A 19,755-nucleotide genomic window follows, 5' to 3' on the forward strand; every position below is an offset into this window, starting at 1 on the left:
CAAGTTTTCGGTACATGAACGAAAGTGATGCTGTGCATGGCTTTTGACTGATTTTACCTCATAGTCTTACACTTTATCCGCGCCGATCGCGAGTCAAAGTCTTTTCAGATAAGGCTTTTAGGCTTATTCAGCAAGCCCTACGTACTGCGTACCAAAAAACCGATTTTTTAGCGGTATGGGACGACTCAACACATAATTTTTGGCTATTGGGGTTTTTTGGCCAAGGGTGCTCAAGATATCAGATGCCACAAACGGGCGCTTTATGTTGCACTCAAAAAATAAAGGTAAAGGGCGAGTAGGAATCTGGCGCTTTACCTTTATTTTTTAAACTTTTGGATCTTTAATCTTCTTCCGCAGCTTCACCGCCAACAACGACATCGCGAATCCGCAAACTGGGACCGCCACAGCCCACGGGCAAACCGCTTTGTCCTGCCTTGCCACAGCCGCCGGATTCATCCCAGTAGAAATCGTCGCCGATCGCCTCAATATCGGCTAAAGTGCTAAAAACATTACCCGAAAGAGTAACATCCCGCACCGGATTGTCTAGTTTTCCGTCGCGGATCATCCAAGCTTCGCCGGCACTGAAAGTAAACATTTCGCCGTTAGTCATGCCGCCTTGCCAATTGCGCGCATAAACTCCTTCTTTGATACCAGAAAATAGGTCAGCAACTGGCGTGTCACCCCGTTCGATCCAAGTATTCGTCATACGGACGATCGGCGGATAGTGATAATTCAAACAGCGAGCATTGCCAGTAGGCGTTTCTCCCAATTTGCCCGCAGTTTCCCGCGAGTGCAGCCGCCCGACTAAAGCGCCGTCTTTAATTAACTGAGTAGTAGTCGCGGGAGTACCTTCGTCGTCGTAGAAATAGCTGCCCCGGTGTCCCTCGGGCGCTGCACCGTCGAAAATTTGCAAATTTTCTGGGCCGAACTGGCGGCCGAGGGTCATAATTTCCAAAATGTCGGGATTTTCGTAGGCCATGTCGGCTTCGGAAAGATGCCCGAAGGCTTCGTGGACGAACAATCCGGTCAAAATTGGGTCGATGACGACGGTGTAGGTGTTCCCTTGGACGGGGGGTAAGGCTAAGGAATCTACGGCGCGCTGGGCGGCGCTGCGAACTTGAACATCGAGCTCGGTTAAGTCTTCGTAGGCTTTGCGCGAACCGGTGGTTTCGCGGCCGGTTTGTACGGTTTCTCCGCTGCGGGCTGTGGCCGCAAAGCGCATTTCCATGTCTGCCCAACCTTGTTCGAGCATGGTGCCTTCGGAGGTGGCGAGGATGATGCGCTGGGTGCTGTCGCCGTAGCGCACGGAGATGGTGGCGATGCGGGGGTCTATGCTGCGGAGAATGGCCGCGTAGCGATCGCACAATTGCTTTTTGTCAATTAGGGGAACCAGACGCGGGTCTGTTCCTGTCAGCGGCAGCAAGCAAATGTCTTGTACTGGGGTCACTGGTGCCAGAATCGTTTCTTCTTCGCCAATGAGTTTAGCCGCGGCGATGGCTTCTTCGATTCTTTCGGCGAGGGTGGAAAGTCGGTTAAAGCTGGCAAAGCCCCAGCCGCCTTTGTGACAAGCTCTGACTTGGCCGCCAATTGAGACTCCTTCGCTGAGGGTTTCAATTTTTTCGCCCCGCAGCAGGATGTCGGTGCCTTCGGCTTCTTCCAGTCGAATTGCCAGATAATCGACTTGGTGGCGGTAGCGTGCCATTAAGTCTGACAGCAGATTTTTCGAGTCGGCGATCGAGGTAGGCATAAGGAAAGCACGGTGTTTAACTGACTTCATTTTGCACTTTTGTCAGGGCGATCGTGTAAAATATCGCCCCAAGCGCGGAGATTGCGACTTATTGGTACGGTTCTGCCAATATCGTTAGTTGACAAATGTGGATATCCTGTGAGTTAGGAGGAAGGCGCAAGAAATTATGCGGGATTTTTTCATCTTGCTGGTGCTTGACTCCTAACTCCTGAACTCTCCTATACATAAATACTTCATGCTTCATACCTGTGAAGGTGGGTTTATAACTACTATGAATACTTACTTTTTACCGACAATAAGCGACATTTTAGCCTCCGAAGGCCAAGAAAATGACCTCAGTCTCTTTGATGCTAAGTTGGCCGGAGAAAACAACCGCCATCGGTGTCCTGGGAGCCGTGGGGCTTCTCGGCTGAAAGCTGAACAGGAATGGTACGGGGCGATCGCAACTTTGAATCAAATGCTCGATCGGCAAAAACCCGGACAAAAAACAGATGCCGATCGAGCAAATTCTCGATCGACCATCCCCCATTCCTGTCAGGGATTGGTGTTGTCCGGTCCATCTTCAGTTTTGACTGACCCTGCTTTAGCCAACGGCTTTGCCAATTGGATTTTTACCAGTATTCCCGACAACGATGCAGCTTTGTGGTCTTTTCGTGCTAGACAAACTTTAGCTCTACTGCCGGCGGCCCAGGTGCAAGAATCAGCGCCTGCGGCGGCCCCGGCTTTGGCTTTGGCGATCGGCGATCCTTTGGCGAACGAGCAGTTTTGTTTGGTTTTAACTGCTAGTTTTAGCCTGGTGATGGTTTTGGGTGAAAATTCTGCAGGAATTCCGGCTTTTCTATTTTCTTTCGACCCACAAGTAGTCGCCAAAGCTTGGGAAGTTTTGCGGCGCCGGGTGACTGAAAGCGACTGTTTGCTTGCCAATTCGGACAGCGGCTTCAATTTGCCAGTTAACCAATTAACTAATAATTCTACTAAATTAGACGCGCTGTTCCAGCAGTTTTCGCCTATTGCTCCAAGCTATCAAACAGTGATGCAGTTCAGCCGCTTGCTGTTGCATAATTTGCCGATCAGGAGCGAGGACTCCGGTAGGGTGAAGGATGAAAGAATTGATGATGGTTTGAACCCGAGGCATCAAAAGTTATCGCCTACAGATATCAACTGCAAATCTCCAATTCCTCTGGCTACTAAAGAGGTGGAATTGCTACAGGCGATCGCCCACGAAGTCCGCACACCTTTGGCGACCATTCGCACGCTGACTCGATTGTTGCTGAAACGTCCCAAACTCGACCCAGTGGTGGTCAAGCGTTTGGAAATGATTGATGCTGAGTGTACCTCTCAGATCGATCGCTTCGGTTTAATTTTCCGCGCCGTGGAACTGGAAATGTCGCAAGCTAAAAATGCTGGGGTGCAGCTAACAGCAATGTCCCTCGGTGAAGTGCTGCAAAATAGCATTCCCCGATGGCAAAAACAGGCTGCTGTTCGCAACCACACTTTGGAAGTTATTGTGCCGAAAAAATTGCCTGCAGTAGTCAGCGATCCGACGATGTTGGATCAGGTTTTAACTAATTTGATTGAAAATTTTACTCGAACATTGCCCTCGGGGAGTCGCATTCAGGTGGAGGTGACATTGGCCGGCGATCAGTTAAAGTTGCAGTTGGAATCGGAACACCTACCTGAAGATAATGGCGCATCGAATTTTGCAGCTAAGGCGAATGGTCCTTTGCGCTCGATCGGGCCTTTGTTGATGGTGCAGCCGGAGACAGGAAGTTTGAGTTTAAACTTGAGCGTGACTAAGAATTTATTTCGGGCTGCTGGCGGGAAGTTGGTAATTCGCCAACGGCCCCAAAAGGGCGAGGTAATGACAGTATTTTTGCCGCTGCAATAGTTATTAATTATTGGCAAAATCTGTAGGGGCGGGTTTTACCAACCATAATTGCCTAAAACCGATAATCTCATAAACCCGCCTCGCCCCCGCTTGGGCGGCAAATCCCTATTCTTGAATCAAGGCTTGAAACCGAGTATGCGATCGAATGCTGTCAAAATCCGAGTCAGTTTTTGCCATTTCTCGGTATTCGTCAGGGTTCAGATTGATGGCTTGCTGCAAATTATGAATTGCTTGGTCAATCTGACTGTGTAACGCATAACAGCAAGCTTTATTATAGAATGCTTCGGGGTCATCTGGTTTGATTTTTAAGGCTTTGTCGTAGGAGGCGATGGCTTCTTCTAATCTTCCTAAATTACGCAGTGCAATGCCCCGATTGTTCCAGGCTCCGTATGAATCAGGTTTGAATTCTAAGGCTTTGTCGTAGGAGGCGATCGCTTCTTCCAATCTTCCTAAACCAGCCAGTGCACTGCCCCGATTGTACCAGGCTTCGTCTTTATCGGGTTTGATTTCTAAGGCTTTGTCGTAGGAAGCGATCGCATCTTCCCACCTGCCTAAATTACGCAGTGCATTGCCCCGATTGTACCAGGCTTCGTCTTTATCGGGTTTGAATTCTAAGGCTTTGTCGTAGTCGGCTATCGCATTTTCAAACAAGCCTAAATCATCCAGTATAACGCCCCGACTGTACCAGGCTTCGTGTAAATCTGGTTTGATTTCTAAGGCTTTGTCGTAGTCGGCTATCGCTTCTTCCCACCCGCCTAAATTATACAGTGCATTGCCCCGATTGTACCAGGCTTCGTGATAATCTGGTTTGATTTCTAAGGCTTTGTCGTAGTCGGCTATCGCTCCTTCAAACAAGCCTAAGTTATACAGTGCAACTCCCCGATTGTTCCAGGCTTCATGTTTATCTGGTTTGATTTCTAAGGCTTTGTCGTAGTCGGCTATCGCTCCTTTAAACAAGCCTAAGTTATACAGTGCAACTCCCCGATTGGACCAGGCTTCATGTTTATCTGGTTTGAATTCTAAGGCTTTGTCGTAGGATGCGATCGCATCTTCCCACCTGCCTAAATTACCCAGTATAACGCCCCGATTGTACCAGGCTTCGTGATAATCTGGTTTGAATTCTAAGGCTTTGTCGTAGTCGGCTATCGCTTCTTCAAGCCTACCTAAATTACCCAGTGCATTGCCCCGATTAATCCAGGCTTCGTGATAATCTGGTTTGAATTCTAAGGCTTTGTCGTAGTCGGCTATCGCTTCTCCCCACCTGCCTAAATTACCCAGTGCCTTGCCCCGATTGTACGAGGCTTCGTGATAATCTGGTTTGAATTCTTAGGCTTTGTCGTAGTCGGCTATCGCTTCTTCAAGCCTGCCTAAATCATCCAGTGCAATGCCCCGATTGTACCAGGCTTCGTGGTCTTCTGGTTTGAATTCTAAGGCTTTGTCGTAGTCGGCTATCGCTTCTTCAAGCCTACCTAAATTACCCAGTGCATTGCCCCGATTAATCCAGGCTTCGTAATAATCTGGTTTGAATTCTAAGGCTTTGTCGTAGTCGGCTATCGCATCTTCAAGCCTACCTAAATTACCCAGTATAACGCCCCGATTGGACCAGGCTTCGTGTAAATCTGGTTTGAATTCTAAGGCTTTGTCGTAGTCGGCTATCGCTTCTTCAAGCCTACCTAAATTACCCAGTATAACGCCCCGATTAATCCAGGCTTCGTGGTCTTCTGGTTTGATTTCTAAGGCTTTGTCGTAGTCGGCTATCGCCTCTTCTAGCCTGCCTAAATTACCCAGTGTAAAGCCCCGATTGTTCCAGGCTTCGTGGTCTTCTGGTTTGAATTCTAAGGCTTTGTCGAAAGAGGCTATCGCATCTTCAAGCCTGCCTAAATTATACAGTGCAATGCCCCGATTATTCCAGGCTTCGTGGTCTTCTGGTTTGAATTCTAAGGCTTTGTCGAAAGAGGCTATCGCATCTTTAAGCCTGCCTAAATTATACAGTGCAATGCCCCGATTGTACCAGGCTTCGTGTAAATCTGGTTTGAATTCTAAGGCTTTGTCGTAGTCGGTGCTCGCTTCTTCCCACCTGCCTAAATTACCCAGTGCAAAGCCCCGATTGTACCAGGCTTCGTGGTATTCTGGTTTGAATTCTAAGGATTTGTCGTAGTCGGCGATCGCTTCTTCCCACCTGCCTAAATTACCCAGTGCATTGCCCCGATTATACCAGGCTTCGTGATAATCTGGTTTGATTTCTAAGGATTTTTCGTAGTCGGCGATCGCCTCTTCTAGCCTGCCTAAATTATACAGTGCAATGCCCCGACTGTACCAGGCTTCGTAATAATCTGGTTTGAATTCTAAGGCTTTGTCGTAGGATGCGATCTCATCTTCTAGCCTGCCTAAATTATACAGTGTATAGCCCCGACTGTACCAGGCTTCGTAATAATCTGGTTTGAATTCTAAGGCTTTGTCGTAGTCGGCGATCGCCTCTTCATGCCTGCCTAAATTACACAGTGCAATGCCCCGATTGTTCCAGGCTTCGTGATCATCTGGTTGGAATTCTAAGGCTTTGTCGTAGGAGGCAATCGCATCTTCAAACAAGCCTAAGTTATACAGTGCAACTCCCCGATTGTTCCAGGCTTCGTGTAAATCTGGTTTGATTTCTAAGGCTTTGTCGTAGGATGTGATCGCCTCTGCATATTCTTCAGGAAAGCTATACAATAAAGATTGTTCAAAAAACAAATCTACTTTTTGTTCTGGTGTTTGGCTATCCTCATCAATTAAAGCTTGAATTCTCATCAATTTCAGTTTGCGTTCTTCCGGGGTTAAAGCTAGATAATATTTTTCATCCAGTCTTTCCCAACCAGCTTTCTTTTTTTCGGATTCTTGAGTCATAATTTGAGATTTTTGTGATAATTTAAAAGTATTATTTCTATGCTATCTCAGTCTCTTAGAGAGGGACTTCGTTTGACAAGAAGCGATTTCAATCGCCGAATCATCTAACGGTAGGGGCGGGTTTTTGAGATTGTCGGTTTTCGGCAATTATTATTTGTAAAACCCGCCCCTACAGCATTTATCAGGCTTGGTATTTTTTCAAAATTGCAACTTTTTCGGGGAAGATTTCGATCGCCATTTTGTCATCATAACGAGTCGCCAGCGATCGCCTCACCTCGCCCAAAAACAGCGGCTGCGACACTCCAGGCTCTGGATGTATAACTGTACGAACCCGGATAGTCAAGTAGTCTCTACCCCGTCCCGATCGCCCTGGAGAGTACAAATCCGCAGCCACTTGCTGCATCGTTGCTTCTAATTCCGATTCGGTGATCGAAGATGGCACAGAAACTACTGTTTGAGCGCCGCCAGTATCGTAAACTAAAGAATAGCGCACAGCACCAGGAATTTCTGTACGGGCAAACAGTCCCAAACCCAGACCAAATATACCCGCAGCAATTACGGCCATAAAGCTTGTCACTCCTACCAATCGGAAGCGAAAACCCCATTTGAAGATAAATGCTATAACTGTTAAAATAGCTAAAGCTACAGTCAGAATTCCCGCCCATTGGGCGTACATTAAAAGGCTAGAATTTACGGTCATTTGTCAATTTGGTAATTGGTCATTTGGTCATTAGTCATGAGGCGTTTCGGGCCACAAGCAGATAAGTCATCATATCGCCTTTGCCTTTCACCGGAATCACGCCCCGCTCCTGGAAAACGTACTTATCCCGCAGGCGCTCGTAGGTAGCAACAGTCACCTGAATGGCGCCGGAGACGCCTTGAGATTCCATCCGGGAAGCTGTATTTACCGTATCTCCCCACAAATCGTAAGTAAATTTTTTAGTACCGATTACCCCAGCTTCCACCGGGCCTGTGTGGATGCCGATCCGGATGCTGAGCGGCTCGCCTCCCTTGGTACGCATCTTAGTCATTGCTGCTTGAATGTCCAGCGCCATTTCGGCGATCGAGTCGGCGTGGTTGTCGCAGGGCGTCGGCAAACCGCCCACTACCATATAAGCATCGCCGATCGTCTTAATTTTCTCAAGTCCGTAGCGATCGGCCAACTCGTCAAAAGCCGAAAAAATCTCGTTGAGCAACTCCACCAACTGGGCCGGCAACAAATGAGCCGAAAGCTTAGTAAAACCCACCAAATCGGCAAACATCACTGTTACCTCAGCGAAACTGTCTGCGATCGTACTTTCCCCGTGTTTGAGGCGCTGCGCGATCGCCTTCGGTAAAATATTTAACAGCAAACGCTCGGACTTTTCCTTTTCCAGGCCTAACTCCTGTAAATACGCCTGCTCCTTATCCCGCAGCCGCTTCTTTTCCAAACAAGCGCTAATCCGAGCCTTGAGCAATACCGGATTAAACGGTTTAGAAAGATAATCCTCCGCCCCCAACTCTATACACCGGACGACACTGTCGATATCGTCTACCGCCGAAATCATAATCACCGGGATATGGCGCAACTTTTCGTCCGCCTTCAGATTTTCCAGCACTTGATAGCCGTTCATTTGCGGCATCATAATGTCTAGGAGAACCAAATCAAAAGGATCTCTTCGCAACATTTCCAGAGCTTGGAGACCATCTTCAGCAACCGTCACCACATGGCCTTGACGCTGAAGTCGGCGGGCGAGCAAATCGCGGTTTACCTCATTGTCGTCAACAACCAGTACGCTGCCCTCGTCACCTTTCATGTCATCGCCTCTTTCAGAAGCATTTCAATTTTACCCAAAAGTCGGGGAAACTCGACGGGTTTGGTGTCGTAGTCGTTGCAGCCGGCGGCCAAACACTTTTCGCGATCGCCCGCCATGGCGTGAGCCGTCAGCGCAATCACCGGAATCCTGCTAGTTTCAGGAGTCGCCTTAATTTGCTGGGTTGCTTGCCACCCGTCGAGCACTGGCAGACTCATATCCATCAGAATCAAATCTGGTACTTTGGCGAGCGCCATCGACACTCCCTCAGCACCGTCAACAGCAATAAATACCTCATGTCCCTTGCGGGCCAGACGCCGGGAAAGCATATCCCTATTCATTTCGTTATCTTCGACCAACAGGATTTTAGCCATTGGTTTTCTCCTTGCCTTTCGAGTCGTACCTGCGATCGAACCTGTCATTCACTATAGAGCGAACATCGCGCAACAAAGTATCGCAACTGTAGACTCCCTTTTGTAGCACCCGAGCGACGTAGCCGTTTAGCTGCTGGCTTTCGCCTGGAGTTAGGTCTTTACCCGTGATCGCTACTATGGGTATAGGATCTCGAGAATGCGATTTGCGAAGTTCGCCGATCAACTCAAAGCCATCCATATCTGGCAGCATCAAATCCAGCAGGATCAAATGTGGCCGGGCAATTTCTAGCTTCTCGAGAGCAGCGCGCCCACTATCAGCTTCCGTTACTGCCCAGCCTTGTTTTTCTAGTATGCGTCGCAGTATTTTGCGGGTGGCAACGTCGTCTTCCACAATTAGAATCTGACCGGTCAAATTGTTACTTGCAACGCAGTCTTGGTCGCGTCGGTACTTGTTCAACAAAGCAGCCAGGCGTTTGCCGTCCACTGGTTTGGTGAGGTAGTCCGAGGCCCCCAATGCAAAGCCGAGGCTTTTGTTGCCCACAAAGGATAGCAGGATTACCGGAATGGAGGCAAGCTCAGGATCAGCCTTCAGGGCCGAAAGCACAGTCCAGCCGTCCATTCCCGGCATGATCACGTCGAGGGTAATGACATCAGGCCGCAGTTTTTTAGCGAGTCTGAGGGCTTGCTCGCCGCTGTCGGCGACTTCTATGTGCAGTCCTTGGCGAGAGAGGGCGCGCTCGATCAAATCCCGCGAGAGTGGGTCGTCGTCAACTACCAGCACCGTGCCCACAGCGGGGGCCCCGGGAGAGCTAGCGCTGTCGCGGACTTTGTTGGGGATTTCCGGCTGTTGGATGGCGCTGGGCAAGAGTACGGTGAAGGTGGTGCCAGAGCCCAAGGTGCTGCTGGCTTCAATGCTGCCGCCCATCATCTGACAGAAGCGCTGGCTGATAGCTAGTCCCAAACCGGTGCCACCGTACTTGCGGGTAGTCGAGGCGTCAGCTTGGGTGAAAGGTTGGAAAACTCGCTGCAATTGCTCTTTTGTCATGCCGATACCGGTGTCGGCGACGCGGAAACTTAAAAACTCGGAGTTGGAAATTAAAATTTGGGAAGATTCCTCTTGATTTATCATTTTTAATTGTTCATTTTTAATTCTTTCCACTCCGATCGCAATTTTCCCATTTTGCGTGAACTTGGCAGCGTTGCTGAGCAGGTTCAGTAGCACTTGCCGGACTTTGGTCATGTCAGCGTGCATGGTGTCGAGGTTGTCTCGACAGTACACTTCTACGGTGTTGCCGTTTTTCTCCACTAGCGGCCTCGCCGTAGCGACAGCGCTTTCAATTAAGGCATGGATGTCGAAGGTTTCTAAGTAGAGATCCATTCGACCTGCTTCAATTTTAGAGATATCTAGGATATCGTCGATCATCGACAGCAGGTGTTTGCCGGCGCTGCGGATTTTTTCGAGGTCCGGGACGAAAGCTTCATCGCCCAACTCTTCGGCTTCTTCTGTGAGCATTTCGCTGTAGCCGATGATGGCGTTGAGGGGTGTGCGCAGTTCGTGGCTCATGTTGGCCAGAAATGTGCTTTTTGCCCGGTTTGCTGATTCTGCTGCTTCTAGAGCCTGATGCAAGGAGGATTCTGCAAGTTTGCCAGCGGTGATGTCTTGGACTGTGCCTTCGTAGTACAAAACCCTGCCGCTTTCGTCGCAGATGCTGCGGGCGTTTTCAGAAATCCAGATCGTGCTGCCGTCTCGGCGGTAGACTTGGGATTCAAATTTTGACACTTGGCGGACCGCGCCCAATTCGGCCATAAACTCGGCGCGCCGATTCGGGTCAACGTAAAATTGGCGGTTGATATCTGTGAGTTCGGCTAGCATTTGGGCAGAGGATTCGTAGCCGTAAATCTCGGCTAGTGCGCGATTAGCGCGGAGGTAGCGCCCGGTCGGCGTTGTCTGGAATATGCCTTCGACTGCGTTTTCAAAGATGCTGCGGTAGCTTATTTTCTCTTGGATCAAGGCAATTTCTGTTCGCTTGCGCTCTAGGGCATTGGCGAGCATTTCTCCTACCATTTTTAACTGTGTGGATATTTCGGGCGATTGACCTGTTCTTTGCTTTAAGGCATCGAATCCGAGAAATCCTACTAAAATTTTACGGGAAATTAGGGGAATAATTATCAGCGATTGGATATTTTTTTGCGGTTTTTTTGATTCTACATTATTGATGGAAGCGCCAATTGAAGGTATGGAGGGGATTGCTGTTTGATTGGCTGTTTGGGATGGGAAGTCTGTCTGGAATTCTGCTGGATTTTGACCGATAAAATAGGCAATTTCGGCGAGGGCTGGGGGCGTGAGTTCGCCGATTTCTGGAATATAAAGGCCTTCGGCGCGAGCGAGTTTTTCTGCGATCCAAGGGATTTGTGCCATATCTATTTGTTTGTCGCTGCTGTCTTTTATTGCCCGAAGGCCGAGGGCGCACCACTCGTAGGTTTTGTCGGCGCGGGTTTTGTCTTCAGATAACAGGTAGATGTAACTGCGGTCAAACCCGCTCAAGGTGGCGACCGCTTCCAGAGTTCGATCGATGCCTTTGTCTATTTCTGATAAGGGTTGGCTGATGAAATGGGTTGACAAACTGGCAATCAAATGAGCGAATTCTACTCGATACTGCAAAGATTGTTCTACTTTTTTGCGCTCGGTAACGTCTCGAAAGCTCCAGACTCTCCCGACTCTGTTCGCTCCGACTTTTTTTGATGGTAACGAATTTAATTCGATAATTTTTCCATCTTTAAATTCTAATAATTCGCAAATTTTAGTATCTGGATCTGCCGACACTTTGATCACGTTTTCGATAAATCCTTGGGGGTCTTTTAATTGTTCCCGGGCGTTGGGGAATCCTGTTTCTATAGTTTTTTTGACACGGTCGAAGGTCGATCGGCTCAACTGTCCTTGGCTGGCGGACAAACCCCACATCTCGACAAATTTCTGATTATAATTGCATATATTGCCGTTGCTGTCAACCGCCAGAATTGCCGCATCTGTAGATTCTAGAACTGCTTGCAGCATCGAGAGCGATTGCTTGTGTTCTCTAATAATGTCAAAAATGTCAAAAAACCCCAAGACTGAGATTTCGCCGCCCTCAACTGCGGGATTAAAAAAATAGGAAACTGGTAAAATCTTGCCGTCGTGGCTTTGAAACTGATCCTCCCAATTGCTGCTTGGTTGACCGGAGGCTCTCGCCTCTTGTAAACCTAGTGTAGGTGCGATCGCTGCATCTTCACTATTGCTTGGCGACTGTTTCGGAGGCGTCAAAACTTGGGATTTCTTGCTTTGATTTTGCCTCCTGGCGATGCGCTCTAGCAGGGAAACACCTGCAAGTTCCGACTCTCGACACCCCAGCAAGCGTTCGACCTCTGGATTCACCGAGATGACAAACCCCTTCGCGTCAATGATACACAATAGGATCCCCAAACTGTTGACAGTCGCCTGCAGTCGATCGATCTCTGAAGCTGTTAGAGAGTCTTGAGGCGACTGGGGCGAGGGTGCAAAATCCTGTAGCGCCATCGGCTCGGAGCTCAAACAAACCTGCAGCAGCGGTTTCTGCTGCCAAACAGCGCAGTCATAGCTACCACTTACCTGCTCTAACAATAGCTGCCACTGCTCGGCAGTGGGAGGGGGGGACTCGCCGGCTAAACCGAGCTGTTCGAGTTGGCGCTGGAGGTGGGGATGCATAATTTCTGGCGCTTTGTAGGCAACTTTCTACAGTATATCTTTTTAATTAATTGTATATATACCCAGCTATACAGTTAGTGGAAAGGTACGCGAGTCGCGAGCAAATCATAGGTTTTATCGAGAAGCCGAGCGAGCATCTCTGCTATCGACAATCTTTCAAACTGCGCTGATTATATTTATAGCAGAAGGAAGAAGGCCCTGCGGCAGCCTTCGGCTTCGTTCCCTGGCTTGTCGCGAGCGGGTAAAAAGAAGCAACAAATAAAGAAGAAACAATCGATCGCAAGGATTTTAGCAATTAAGAACGTCCTCACCCTCTTGGTGGTTGGTATATTCTCAAAAATTTTTCGATGGTCACCAAACTAATGCTCTGAATGTAGATTGCACCCTTAAAAATGATATCATCTTATGATACTGAACTTACGCTCAAAAACCCGGTTTCTGCCAAAAATCGCTTTTTTGACTGCCCGACTGAGGTGAAGAAACCGGGTGTCGGGAGCGAGAGTGCTGAGCCTCATGACAAAATTAGTGGACGGTTTTAGCTGGGTTTTGACTGTCGAGCGCCCGATGGGCCCTCTTGCTTGATTAAGCTGGGGGATCGACACTCAGCATGAGAGTACCTGCTTTATTGTTACCCATATGTCGCGAGCGAGTCCGATCCTCTTCGAGGGCTTCGCTAACGCACTTTTTTAAGACCGACTTCAAAAAAGAATGCAACTGTAGGCCCGTGCTGCAAACCCATATCGAGTCAGTCATCCCCAATTATTTAATCTACAATCCTTCGACGCTCGCGCTCACGCCGAAGTCTAAAATCAAAAATGGTATAACTTATTTTAACGAATTTTCCCGCCATCAACCAGGGAATCCGAATGAGATCATGTGGGAGCATCTCTGTTCTGCTTTTTACTCGGATCACAGATGCTCCCGATCATCTCCGGTAAAATCACCTATTTTATTGTTACCGTTTCCCGACCAGATAGGAATCTGCGTCCCCTGAGGGAGAACCTATTTTATTAGCGCCCTTCGCGCCCAAACAATATAATTTATAAGTTTATAGTGATAACTAAAGCTTTCTTTCTCTCTGAATGAATCAGGATTTCGTAGTGACTGCGAAGTTAATTAGGTTAGATAACTAAATATCCTATCATACATCGATCATCCCCAAATGACCCCAAAATAAATCAGTTGAGCCAAGTGATAAATTAGGTTCAAAATCTTTCTACCTGCTAGCGAAAGAATCAGCCAATTGCCGAGGCTAATAAAATTGCCAGGGAGCGAAAATAACTGTCAACAAATTATTATTTATCAGAGTTTTCGGTTGATTCCGAAAAGTCGGTCAAAATAGCTGGCAGCCGAATTGTAAAAGTAGAACCTTTGTCCAACTCGCTGAATGCGGTAATGTCTCCGCCCATCATGGAGCAGAATTCCTTAGTAATCGTCAGCCCCAAACCAGTGCCGCCGTACTTCTTCGTACTTGAGGAATCGGCTTGCATGAAAGGATCGAAGATTCTGGCTAACTGTTCGGGACTCATGCCAATGCCGGTATCTTTGATTGTAAAAATGATCCATTCTGGAGAGGCAGACAAGAGAGACAAGGTATTTTCAGCTTTGCCATCTCCTCTATATGCTCCTAGTCTTTTGCCTTTCGAGGCGGCCTCGGCGGGGGTTTCGAGGGAGCGGGTAACGGCGAAAGTAATCGTGCCGTCGGAAGTAAACTTCGAGGCATTGCTCAGGAGGTTGACCAGAGACTGCCGGAGTTTAGTTTTGTCGGTGTGCATCGAGCCAATATCTGACGGGCATTGTATTTCTAGGATATTCTTTTTTCTTTCTGCGATCGGCTCGATCGTAGCGACTACTTGCTCAACCACATTTAAAATGGTGAAGGTTTCGAGGTGTAATTCGATGTCGCCTGCTTCAATGTTGGTCAAGTCGAGAATACCTTCAATCAGGGTTAGTAGGTCCCGGCCGGACGAGGTAATAATCTTGAGGTCGTCTATTAACTCTTCGGCACCGAGGTCTCGGGCCTCCTCTTGCAGGGTCTGACTGAAGCCGATAATGTGGTTCAGGGGGGTTCTGAGTTCGTGACTCATGTTGGCGAGAAAAATGCTTTTCGATCGATTTGCAGCTTCGGCTACTAATGCGGCCCGGCGGAATTCTTCGGAACGCAAGCGTTCGGTGATGTCGCTGGTCATGATTAAAACACACTCAGTGCTGCCGAGGTCGATGAGTTCCTCTGACAGCAGCCAGTCGCGCACTTCGCCGGTTTTGGTGCGAATTTTGATTTCTTGGTTGCCGGTCGAATTTTGTGTGTGCAAAATCTGGGCGAGCCGCGGCTCGTCTTCTGAATTGACCCACATTCCTAAGTCCCTGGCGGTGCGGCCGATAAATTCGTCCCGCAGCCAGCCTAATGAGCGCAAAAAGCTTTCGTTGGCATCGAGGAAGCATCCGTCTGTGAGGGTGCAGATGCTGATGCCGACTGGGGAGGCGTGAAAGGCCTTAGAAAATCTTTCTTCAGAAGAACGCAGGGAGGCTTCTGCTTGGTGGCGTTCGGCGACGGTGGCGGCTAAGACTAAGCCGGTGACGGCGATGACGGCGATGAAGGCTTGCAGGGATAACAGTGCTTGGGGGATGCTGCTGGCGTGTTTGAGAAAGGGACCGCTGCCTCGGGCTATGCCCCAGATGGCGAAGCCGCAGAGGACGAAGTTGGAGAGGGCTGTGTAGCGCTGGCCGAATCGAAAGGCAGCCCAAACTACTAGGGGAAATGGTAAGTATTCGAGGGGATAGCGGGCGTAGGCGGCGCGGGTGCGGGAGCAGAATACGAGCCAGCCGACTGCTAGCAGCAGCAGCAGCCAAATCGCTCGTTCAGCTATCTTTTTGCGAGGGCTCGGGAGTTTGGGCAATTGTTGCCACGTCAGCAGCAGCGGGGCGACGAGCAAAATTCCCATAGCGTCTCCCACCCACCAAGTCCCCCAAATCATGCGAAAATTGCTCCAGCTAGATAAACCGCTCAGGCAGACGACGATGCTGCCGATGGTGGAGTTGATCAGGGTAGATCCCAAGGCTGCTAGTCCGACTATTCCTAAAACGTCTTTGAGCCGATCGAGCCCTGCGCTAAAGTTAATGCGCTGCAGTAGATAAGTTCCCGTCCACGCTTGCAGGGTTCTGGCGGCTGCCGAGATCAAGGCCGTGGCGATGTTGGCCGACGGTACGCTCATGCTGAACAGAAAGCCTCCGATGGCGATTCCCGGCCACAGTTGCCGCCCGAACACGAGCAGGGCGGCTTGGGCAATTCCTGCAGCAGGCCACATGGGGTAAATTTCTGAACTCAGGGTAAGGGTGGAAATTGCGAATTGCGACGCCAAATAGTAGGTCAGGGCGATCGCGCCTACTGCGAGGAAGTACCGACAGGAATGCCCTTTGATGGCATTAAGGAACTTTGTCTGCATTGTCGTTTGGGGAAAAGGTGGACGGTTGTTGGGCTTTTAGTAGATGGCACGGGACGGGCACAGGGTAGCGAAAATCTTTCTATTAAGTGATGGTAGGTCATGGGTGGTAGGTAGGGGGAGAACATTTTGAGCTAACTTTTTGTGGCGCCGTTGAAGGTTCGGTTTTTTTTTGCTGTTCCAGCGAATCTGCACATAAATTTCGGGAGGAGCAGTTTTTTGCCAAAATATCTCTAATGGCTAACCATTTGGTTTGTAAATTTTTGGTTCTTGTTAATAATTTATTACCGAACGACATCCGGCGTCTTTTCGTATTGGGCGATCGCCACTCAATTTAACCTAAAATCTTGTACCCTTCTCAATAATACCTAAGTAACCGATAACAGCGACACAAAATATCAGCTTTCAGGTAAGCCCGGGGCAAAAAAAACTGGTTTCTGACTAGAATTGCTGGCAGAAGTGATTTTCACTCTCATTTTAAACCAAGTAATCGAGGCTTCAAGTCTTTCGATCGAATACAGTGGAAGTGGATAATTTACAGCACAAAAAAATATTTTCTCTTCTCTATTTCCCTTTGGCTGTTGCAATATCTAAGGTTAGTGTCAGACGCTCTTGAGATTCTTTAAGGGCGTCTTGGGGGTTGCGGCCCAGAAGGGTTGCCTCTATGGCGCGACCGAGGTTTTCTGACAGGCGGGAGTAACCTGAAATAATGGGTCGCGCTCTGGCTGAGTTCATTTGCTCTAAAAATACTCGCAAAACAGGGTTTTTTTCCACAAAGCTTTGATAAGCTTGGCTCTGTCTCGATTTTAAGTTAATTGGCAAGTAACCTGTCCCCAATGCCCATGCTGTTTGGAATTCTTCACCTATAACGTATTCTAAGAATACTAGGGCTGCTCGCTCTCGTTCTGGCGAGGTTTTCATTAAAAATAGGTTTTCACCCCCTAGGACGGCTGCGGGGCGTTTGAGGAGCGGTAAAGGCATGACTGCGTAGTCGATACCGCTTTGCTGCAACTGTGCTAGGGTCCACGGGCCGGTGATTTGCATGGCGACTTTGCCTGCAATGAAGTTGTCGATTTCGTAACCGCGTTCGGGTGCTGACAGTATTGCTGAACCTTCTTTTAACAAGTCTCTCCACAATTCTAAGGCGGCGCGAGAACCCGGGCTGTCTATTTGGGGTAGGGGAGTTTGAGATGTTTCGGCCATAAGTTCGCCGCCTGCGCTGAACATGAATGGCAGCCAGGTAAATACTGTCCATTCTCCTTTGCCTAGGGAGAGCACTATGCCGTGTTGGTCTGTGCGACCGTCTCCGTTGGTGTCTCGCGTGAGCGATCGGGCTACTTGCTTTAATTGCGCCCAATTCTGCGGCACTTTTTTGATTCCGGCTGCTGCAAATAAGCTGGGACGGTAAAATATGGCGGCGTTATTTGTGCCTAGAGGAACTGACCAAGTGTGTCCGCCGAGTTCCATTGACTCGAAGAGTGCGGGGTAGATTTCGGCTTTCCGGGGTGATTTGTCGAGCCAGTTTTCTAAGGGCACAATTGCGTTTAGTTCGGCTAGTTTTCCTGAAATTGTGGGAGTATTCCACAGCAAATCCGGCGGTGCATTTCCCACTATTGCTGTTAGTATTTTTGGCAGTTGTTGGTCGGGCTGGCCGATGTAAAGTGGTTTGATATGGATGTTGGGATGTGTTTTGTTAAATTTGTCGGTGAGGGTTTGAAATACGTCGCGATTTGGCGGGGGATTGATGCCGTGCCACAGTGTGAGTTCGATCGGTTCGCCGTTTTTGGATGCGGGTGTTGTGCTGTTTTGACAGCCGCTTAATATTAGCAGATTTAAGGTAAGTAAAATGCCGACAGCTAGTTTGAGTGGCTTTTTAATTGCTTTGGATAATTTGGATAAAATCATTTTTTAGTTGGATTCAGGGAAGAAGATTTTTTTTACCGCAGATGAACGCGGATGCACGCGGATAGTTAGAGGTTGGTAAAACGAGCTACATCTAGAAAATCTGCTGGTAGCTGATTAGTCTCTCCATCCGAGGTATTTTGAAACAAAATGGTGAAAGCTCCAGCTCCTAGTCTATCTTGCGGCCACATCCGATAGCAAGGAATTTCTGTCAGGTGCGATCGATATTTTTCTAAATGAGGCACAGTGACTGGCTGAAATTCCGGGAATTTGCTTAACAGCCATTCGCTGACTTGTTCGTTTTCTGCGGTTGAATAAGTGCAGGTCATGTATGCAAGATAACCTTGCGGCGCTACAATTTGAGCAGAATTGGCTAAGATTCTTTTTTGGCGGTTGGCATTGCTGTTGATGGTGACATGATGAAAACATCCGGGTGCTTTGTCTCCTTTTGCTAAGAGTGATTGACCTGTACAAGGAGCATCTACTATTACTAAATTAGCAGTTTGTGGTATCTTTTCGGCAAGTATTTTTGAATCGACGTTAGCGGCGGCGGATGGTTGAATCTGGCAGCGTCTTAAATTAGAGATAAGCATTCCCATGCGTTTGCCTATAACTTCGTTGCACAACAGCAATTCTGGGTTTAATGTTTTCCAGGAAAATACACTTTTACCTCCGGGGGCGGCGCACATATCTAAGATGAGTTTGATTGGCTGCGGTATTGTTAATAAGGTGGAGGCGGCGAAGATTGATGAAAAGTCGAGACAGTAGTAATGTCCTGCTTGATGTAAGGAATGTTTTCCCGGCTTGGATTCTAAGGCTAGTCTATCTACAAATTCTGGTTGCCAAGAGAGGGGAATTTCGACAGTAAATGGGTTTTCTGTTGGTTTGGGTTGCAGCCACAAGATGGCAGGATTAAAAGCTTGGGGATTGATAACAGCCTGAATAAATTTTTCTTGTTCGGCGGTGTCTGCAAATAAGCTGCGGCTGAGTTTAAGCAGGAGATTCGACGGGTTTTCCATGTGGGAGGAGATATGATAAGATTGAGATTAGCAGTAGCTCAGGTAAATCCGATGATAATTCCTAGTGTAGAACAGTTAGATTTAACTTTGGAAGAATGGATGCAAAATCCTCCTGACGGGACGGAGTGGGTGGACGGTAAAGTTATAGTTAAACATCCTGTAGAATTTGTCAATGGAGAAGTAGTGGGGAAACCGGGAATGACTGCAAAGACTCGCCGCATTCAATCAAAGCTAGATTATTACTGGAGAAGTTACATGATCTCAAGCGGCCAAGGGGGCGAAGTTTATGTGGAAGTTACTTGTCAAACTCTGAAAAAAGGGCGAATACCCGATGTATCTTATATTACTCCTGAACTGTTGGCGCAAGTTGGGGAGTTTTCCGTTTTGGCGCAGAGTTTTCCGCTGCTAGCTGAGATAGTTTCGCCAAGCGATTTTGCTGATGATGTTTTTGCTAAGGCACAGGAGTATTTAGAATCGGGATGTCTGGAAGTTTGGCTGCTGTTTCCTAAGAGTAGTTGGGTATTAGTAATTACTCAAAGTCAGGTGGTTTTGTTCAAGCCTGGTGATGTGGCGAGAACTCAGGTTGTGTTGCCCGGTTTTAGCGTGGCGGTGGATGAATTAATGGCGTAATTTTGTTAGGATTATAAAAAGGATGGAGGTGAAGTCATCGGCGAAGTTAAACCAAAGGTAAAGTTAACAAACCCACTAGATGAAGCCCTTGTGCCTCGCGAACTGTTATCTGTTGAGTCTAGTTGAACCTGAGTGTCAATCGAGATCCTTTTTGCCGATCGCACAACTCGGAACTCTTCTCGAAGTGTATAATCTAGGAGCAAACTACCATTATTTGAGCTGACAAATAAAGATTACATGAGTCCGGCGGGTGAAAATACTCATAAACTCGCTTGTCTCATAACTCCTACCCGTTTAAGAGTCTCTACAATATACTATGGTTTTTTGCCATTACCTACTTGATGACTAATGACAGATA

11 protein-coding genes and 1 pseudogene are annotated in these 19,755 nt (G+C 48.2%); 3 read left to right on the forward strand and 9 right to left on the reverse strand.

The features are described from left to right. Positions 1-340: 340 nt before the first annotated feature. The gene (locus ACUVJL_RS09485) at positions 341-1,747 is read right to left on the reverse strand and encodes a TldD/PmbA family protein (RefSeq protein ID WP_333230459.1); all 1,407 of its coding nucleotides are present in this window, start codon (positions 1,745-1,747) and stop codon (positions 341-343) included. Between the two features lie 271 nt (positions 1,748-2,018). Between ACUVJL_RS09485 and ACUVJL_RS09490 the strand changes: the two genes are divergently transcribed. Then, positions 2,019-3,635 carry a sensor histidine kinase gene (locus ACUVJL_RS09490; RefSeq protein WP_445245609.1) on the forward strand — a complete coding sequence of 539 codons (1,617 nt, stop codon included), beginning with the start codon at positions 2,019-2,021 and terminating at the stop codon, positions 3,633-3,635. 105 nt (positions 3,636-3,740) lie between these two features. Here ACUVJL_RS09490 and ACUVJL_RS09495 read toward each other — a convergent pair. The 6 genes and pseudogenes from ACUVJL_RS09495 to ACUVJL_RS09520 all read right to left on the reverse strand — a co-directional run. Next, positions 3,741-6,413 (reverse strand): annotated as a pseudogene (locus ACUVJL_RS09495) (tetratricopeptide repeat protein); the annotation flags it as partial. 286 nt (positions 6,414-6,699) lie between these two features. Then, the gene (locus tag ACUVJL_RS09500) at positions 6,700-7,218 is read right to left on the reverse strand and encodes a Ycf51 family protein (RefSeq protein WP_445245610.1); all 519 of its coding nucleotides are present in this window, start codon (positions 7,216-7,218) and stop codon (positions 6,700-6,702) included. A 34-nt stretch (positions 7,219-7,252) separates the two neighbouring features. Beyond that, on the reverse strand, positions 7,253-8,314 hold the full coding sequence (locus ACUVJL_RS09505; RefSeq protein WP_445245611.1) for an adenylate/guanylate cyclase domain-containing protein: 1,062 nt from the start codon (positions 8,312-8,314) through the stop codon (positions 7,253-7,255). Continuing rightward, complete coding sequence (locus ACUVJL_RS09510) at positions 8,311-8,685, reverse strand: response regulator (RefSeq protein ID WP_332953312.1); 375 nt, start codon at positions 8,683-8,685, stop codon at positions 8,311-8,313. Before ACUVJL_RS09510 ends, ACUVJL_RS09505 begins: the two co-directional genes overlap by 4 nt. Beyond that, positions 8,678-12,406, reverse strand: coding sequence for a response regulator (locus ACUVJL_RS09515; RefSeq protein WP_445245612.1), 3,729 nt, complete (start codon positions 12,404-12,406; stop codon positions 8,678-8,680). Before ACUVJL_RS09515 ends, ACUVJL_RS09510 begins: the two co-directional genes overlap by 8 nt. Positions 12,407-13,701: 1,295 nt before the next feature. After that, positions 13,702-15,825 carry an MASE1 domain-containing protein gene (locus ACUVJL_RS09520; protein WP_445245623.1) on the reverse strand — a complete coding sequence of 708 codons (2,124 nt, stop codon included), beginning with the start codon at positions 15,823-15,825 and terminating at the stop codon, positions 13,702-13,704. Here ACUVJL_RS09520 and ACUVJL_RS09525 point away from each other — a divergent pair. Further along, positions 15,754-15,939: a hypothetical protein gene (locus ACUVJL_RS09525; protein ID WP_445245626.1), complete on the forward strand. Its 186-nt coding sequence runs from the start codon at positions 15,754-15,756 to the stop codon at positions 15,937-15,939. The genes ACUVJL_RS09520 and ACUVJL_RS09525 overlap by 72 nt on opposite strands. A 471-nt stretch (positions 15,940-16,410) precedes the next feature. Here the strand turns inward: ACUVJL_RS09525 and ACUVJL_RS09530 are convergent, their stop codons facing one another. Both ACUVJL_RS09530 and ACUVJL_RS09535 read right to left on the reverse strand, forming a co-directional pair. Then, the gene (locus ACUVJL_RS09530) at positions 16,411-17,751 is read right to left on the reverse strand and encodes an ABC transporter substrate-binding protein (RefSeq protein ID WP_445245613.1); all 1,341 of its coding nucleotides are present in this window, start codon (positions 17,749-17,751) and stop codon (positions 16,411-16,413) included. A gap of 65 nt (positions 17,752-17,816) precedes the next feature. Then, positions 17,817-18,767 carry an RsmB/NOP family class I SAM-dependent RNA methyltransferase gene (locus ACUVJL_RS09535; protein ID WP_445245614.1) on the reverse strand — a complete coding sequence of 317 codons (951 nt, stop codon included), beginning with the start codon at positions 18,765-18,767 and terminating at the stop codon, positions 17,817-17,819. Positions 18,768-18,818: 51 nt separating this feature from the next. Between ACUVJL_RS09535 and ACUVJL_RS09540 the strand changes: the two genes are divergently transcribed. Beyond that, positions 18,819-19,397: a Uma2 family endonuclease gene (locus ACUVJL_RS09540; RefSeq protein ID WP_445245624.1), complete on the forward strand. Its 579-nt coding sequence runs from the start codon at positions 18,819-18,821 to the stop codon at positions 19,395-19,397. Positions 19,398-19,755 lie beyond the last annotated feature (358 nt).

The sequence above is a fragment of the Microcoleus sp. OTE_8_concoct_300 genome, from assembly GCF_031383065.1.
Classification (GTDB): domain Bacteria; phylum Cyanobacteriota; class Cyanobacteriia; order Cyanobacteriales; family Microcoleaceae; genus Microcoleus.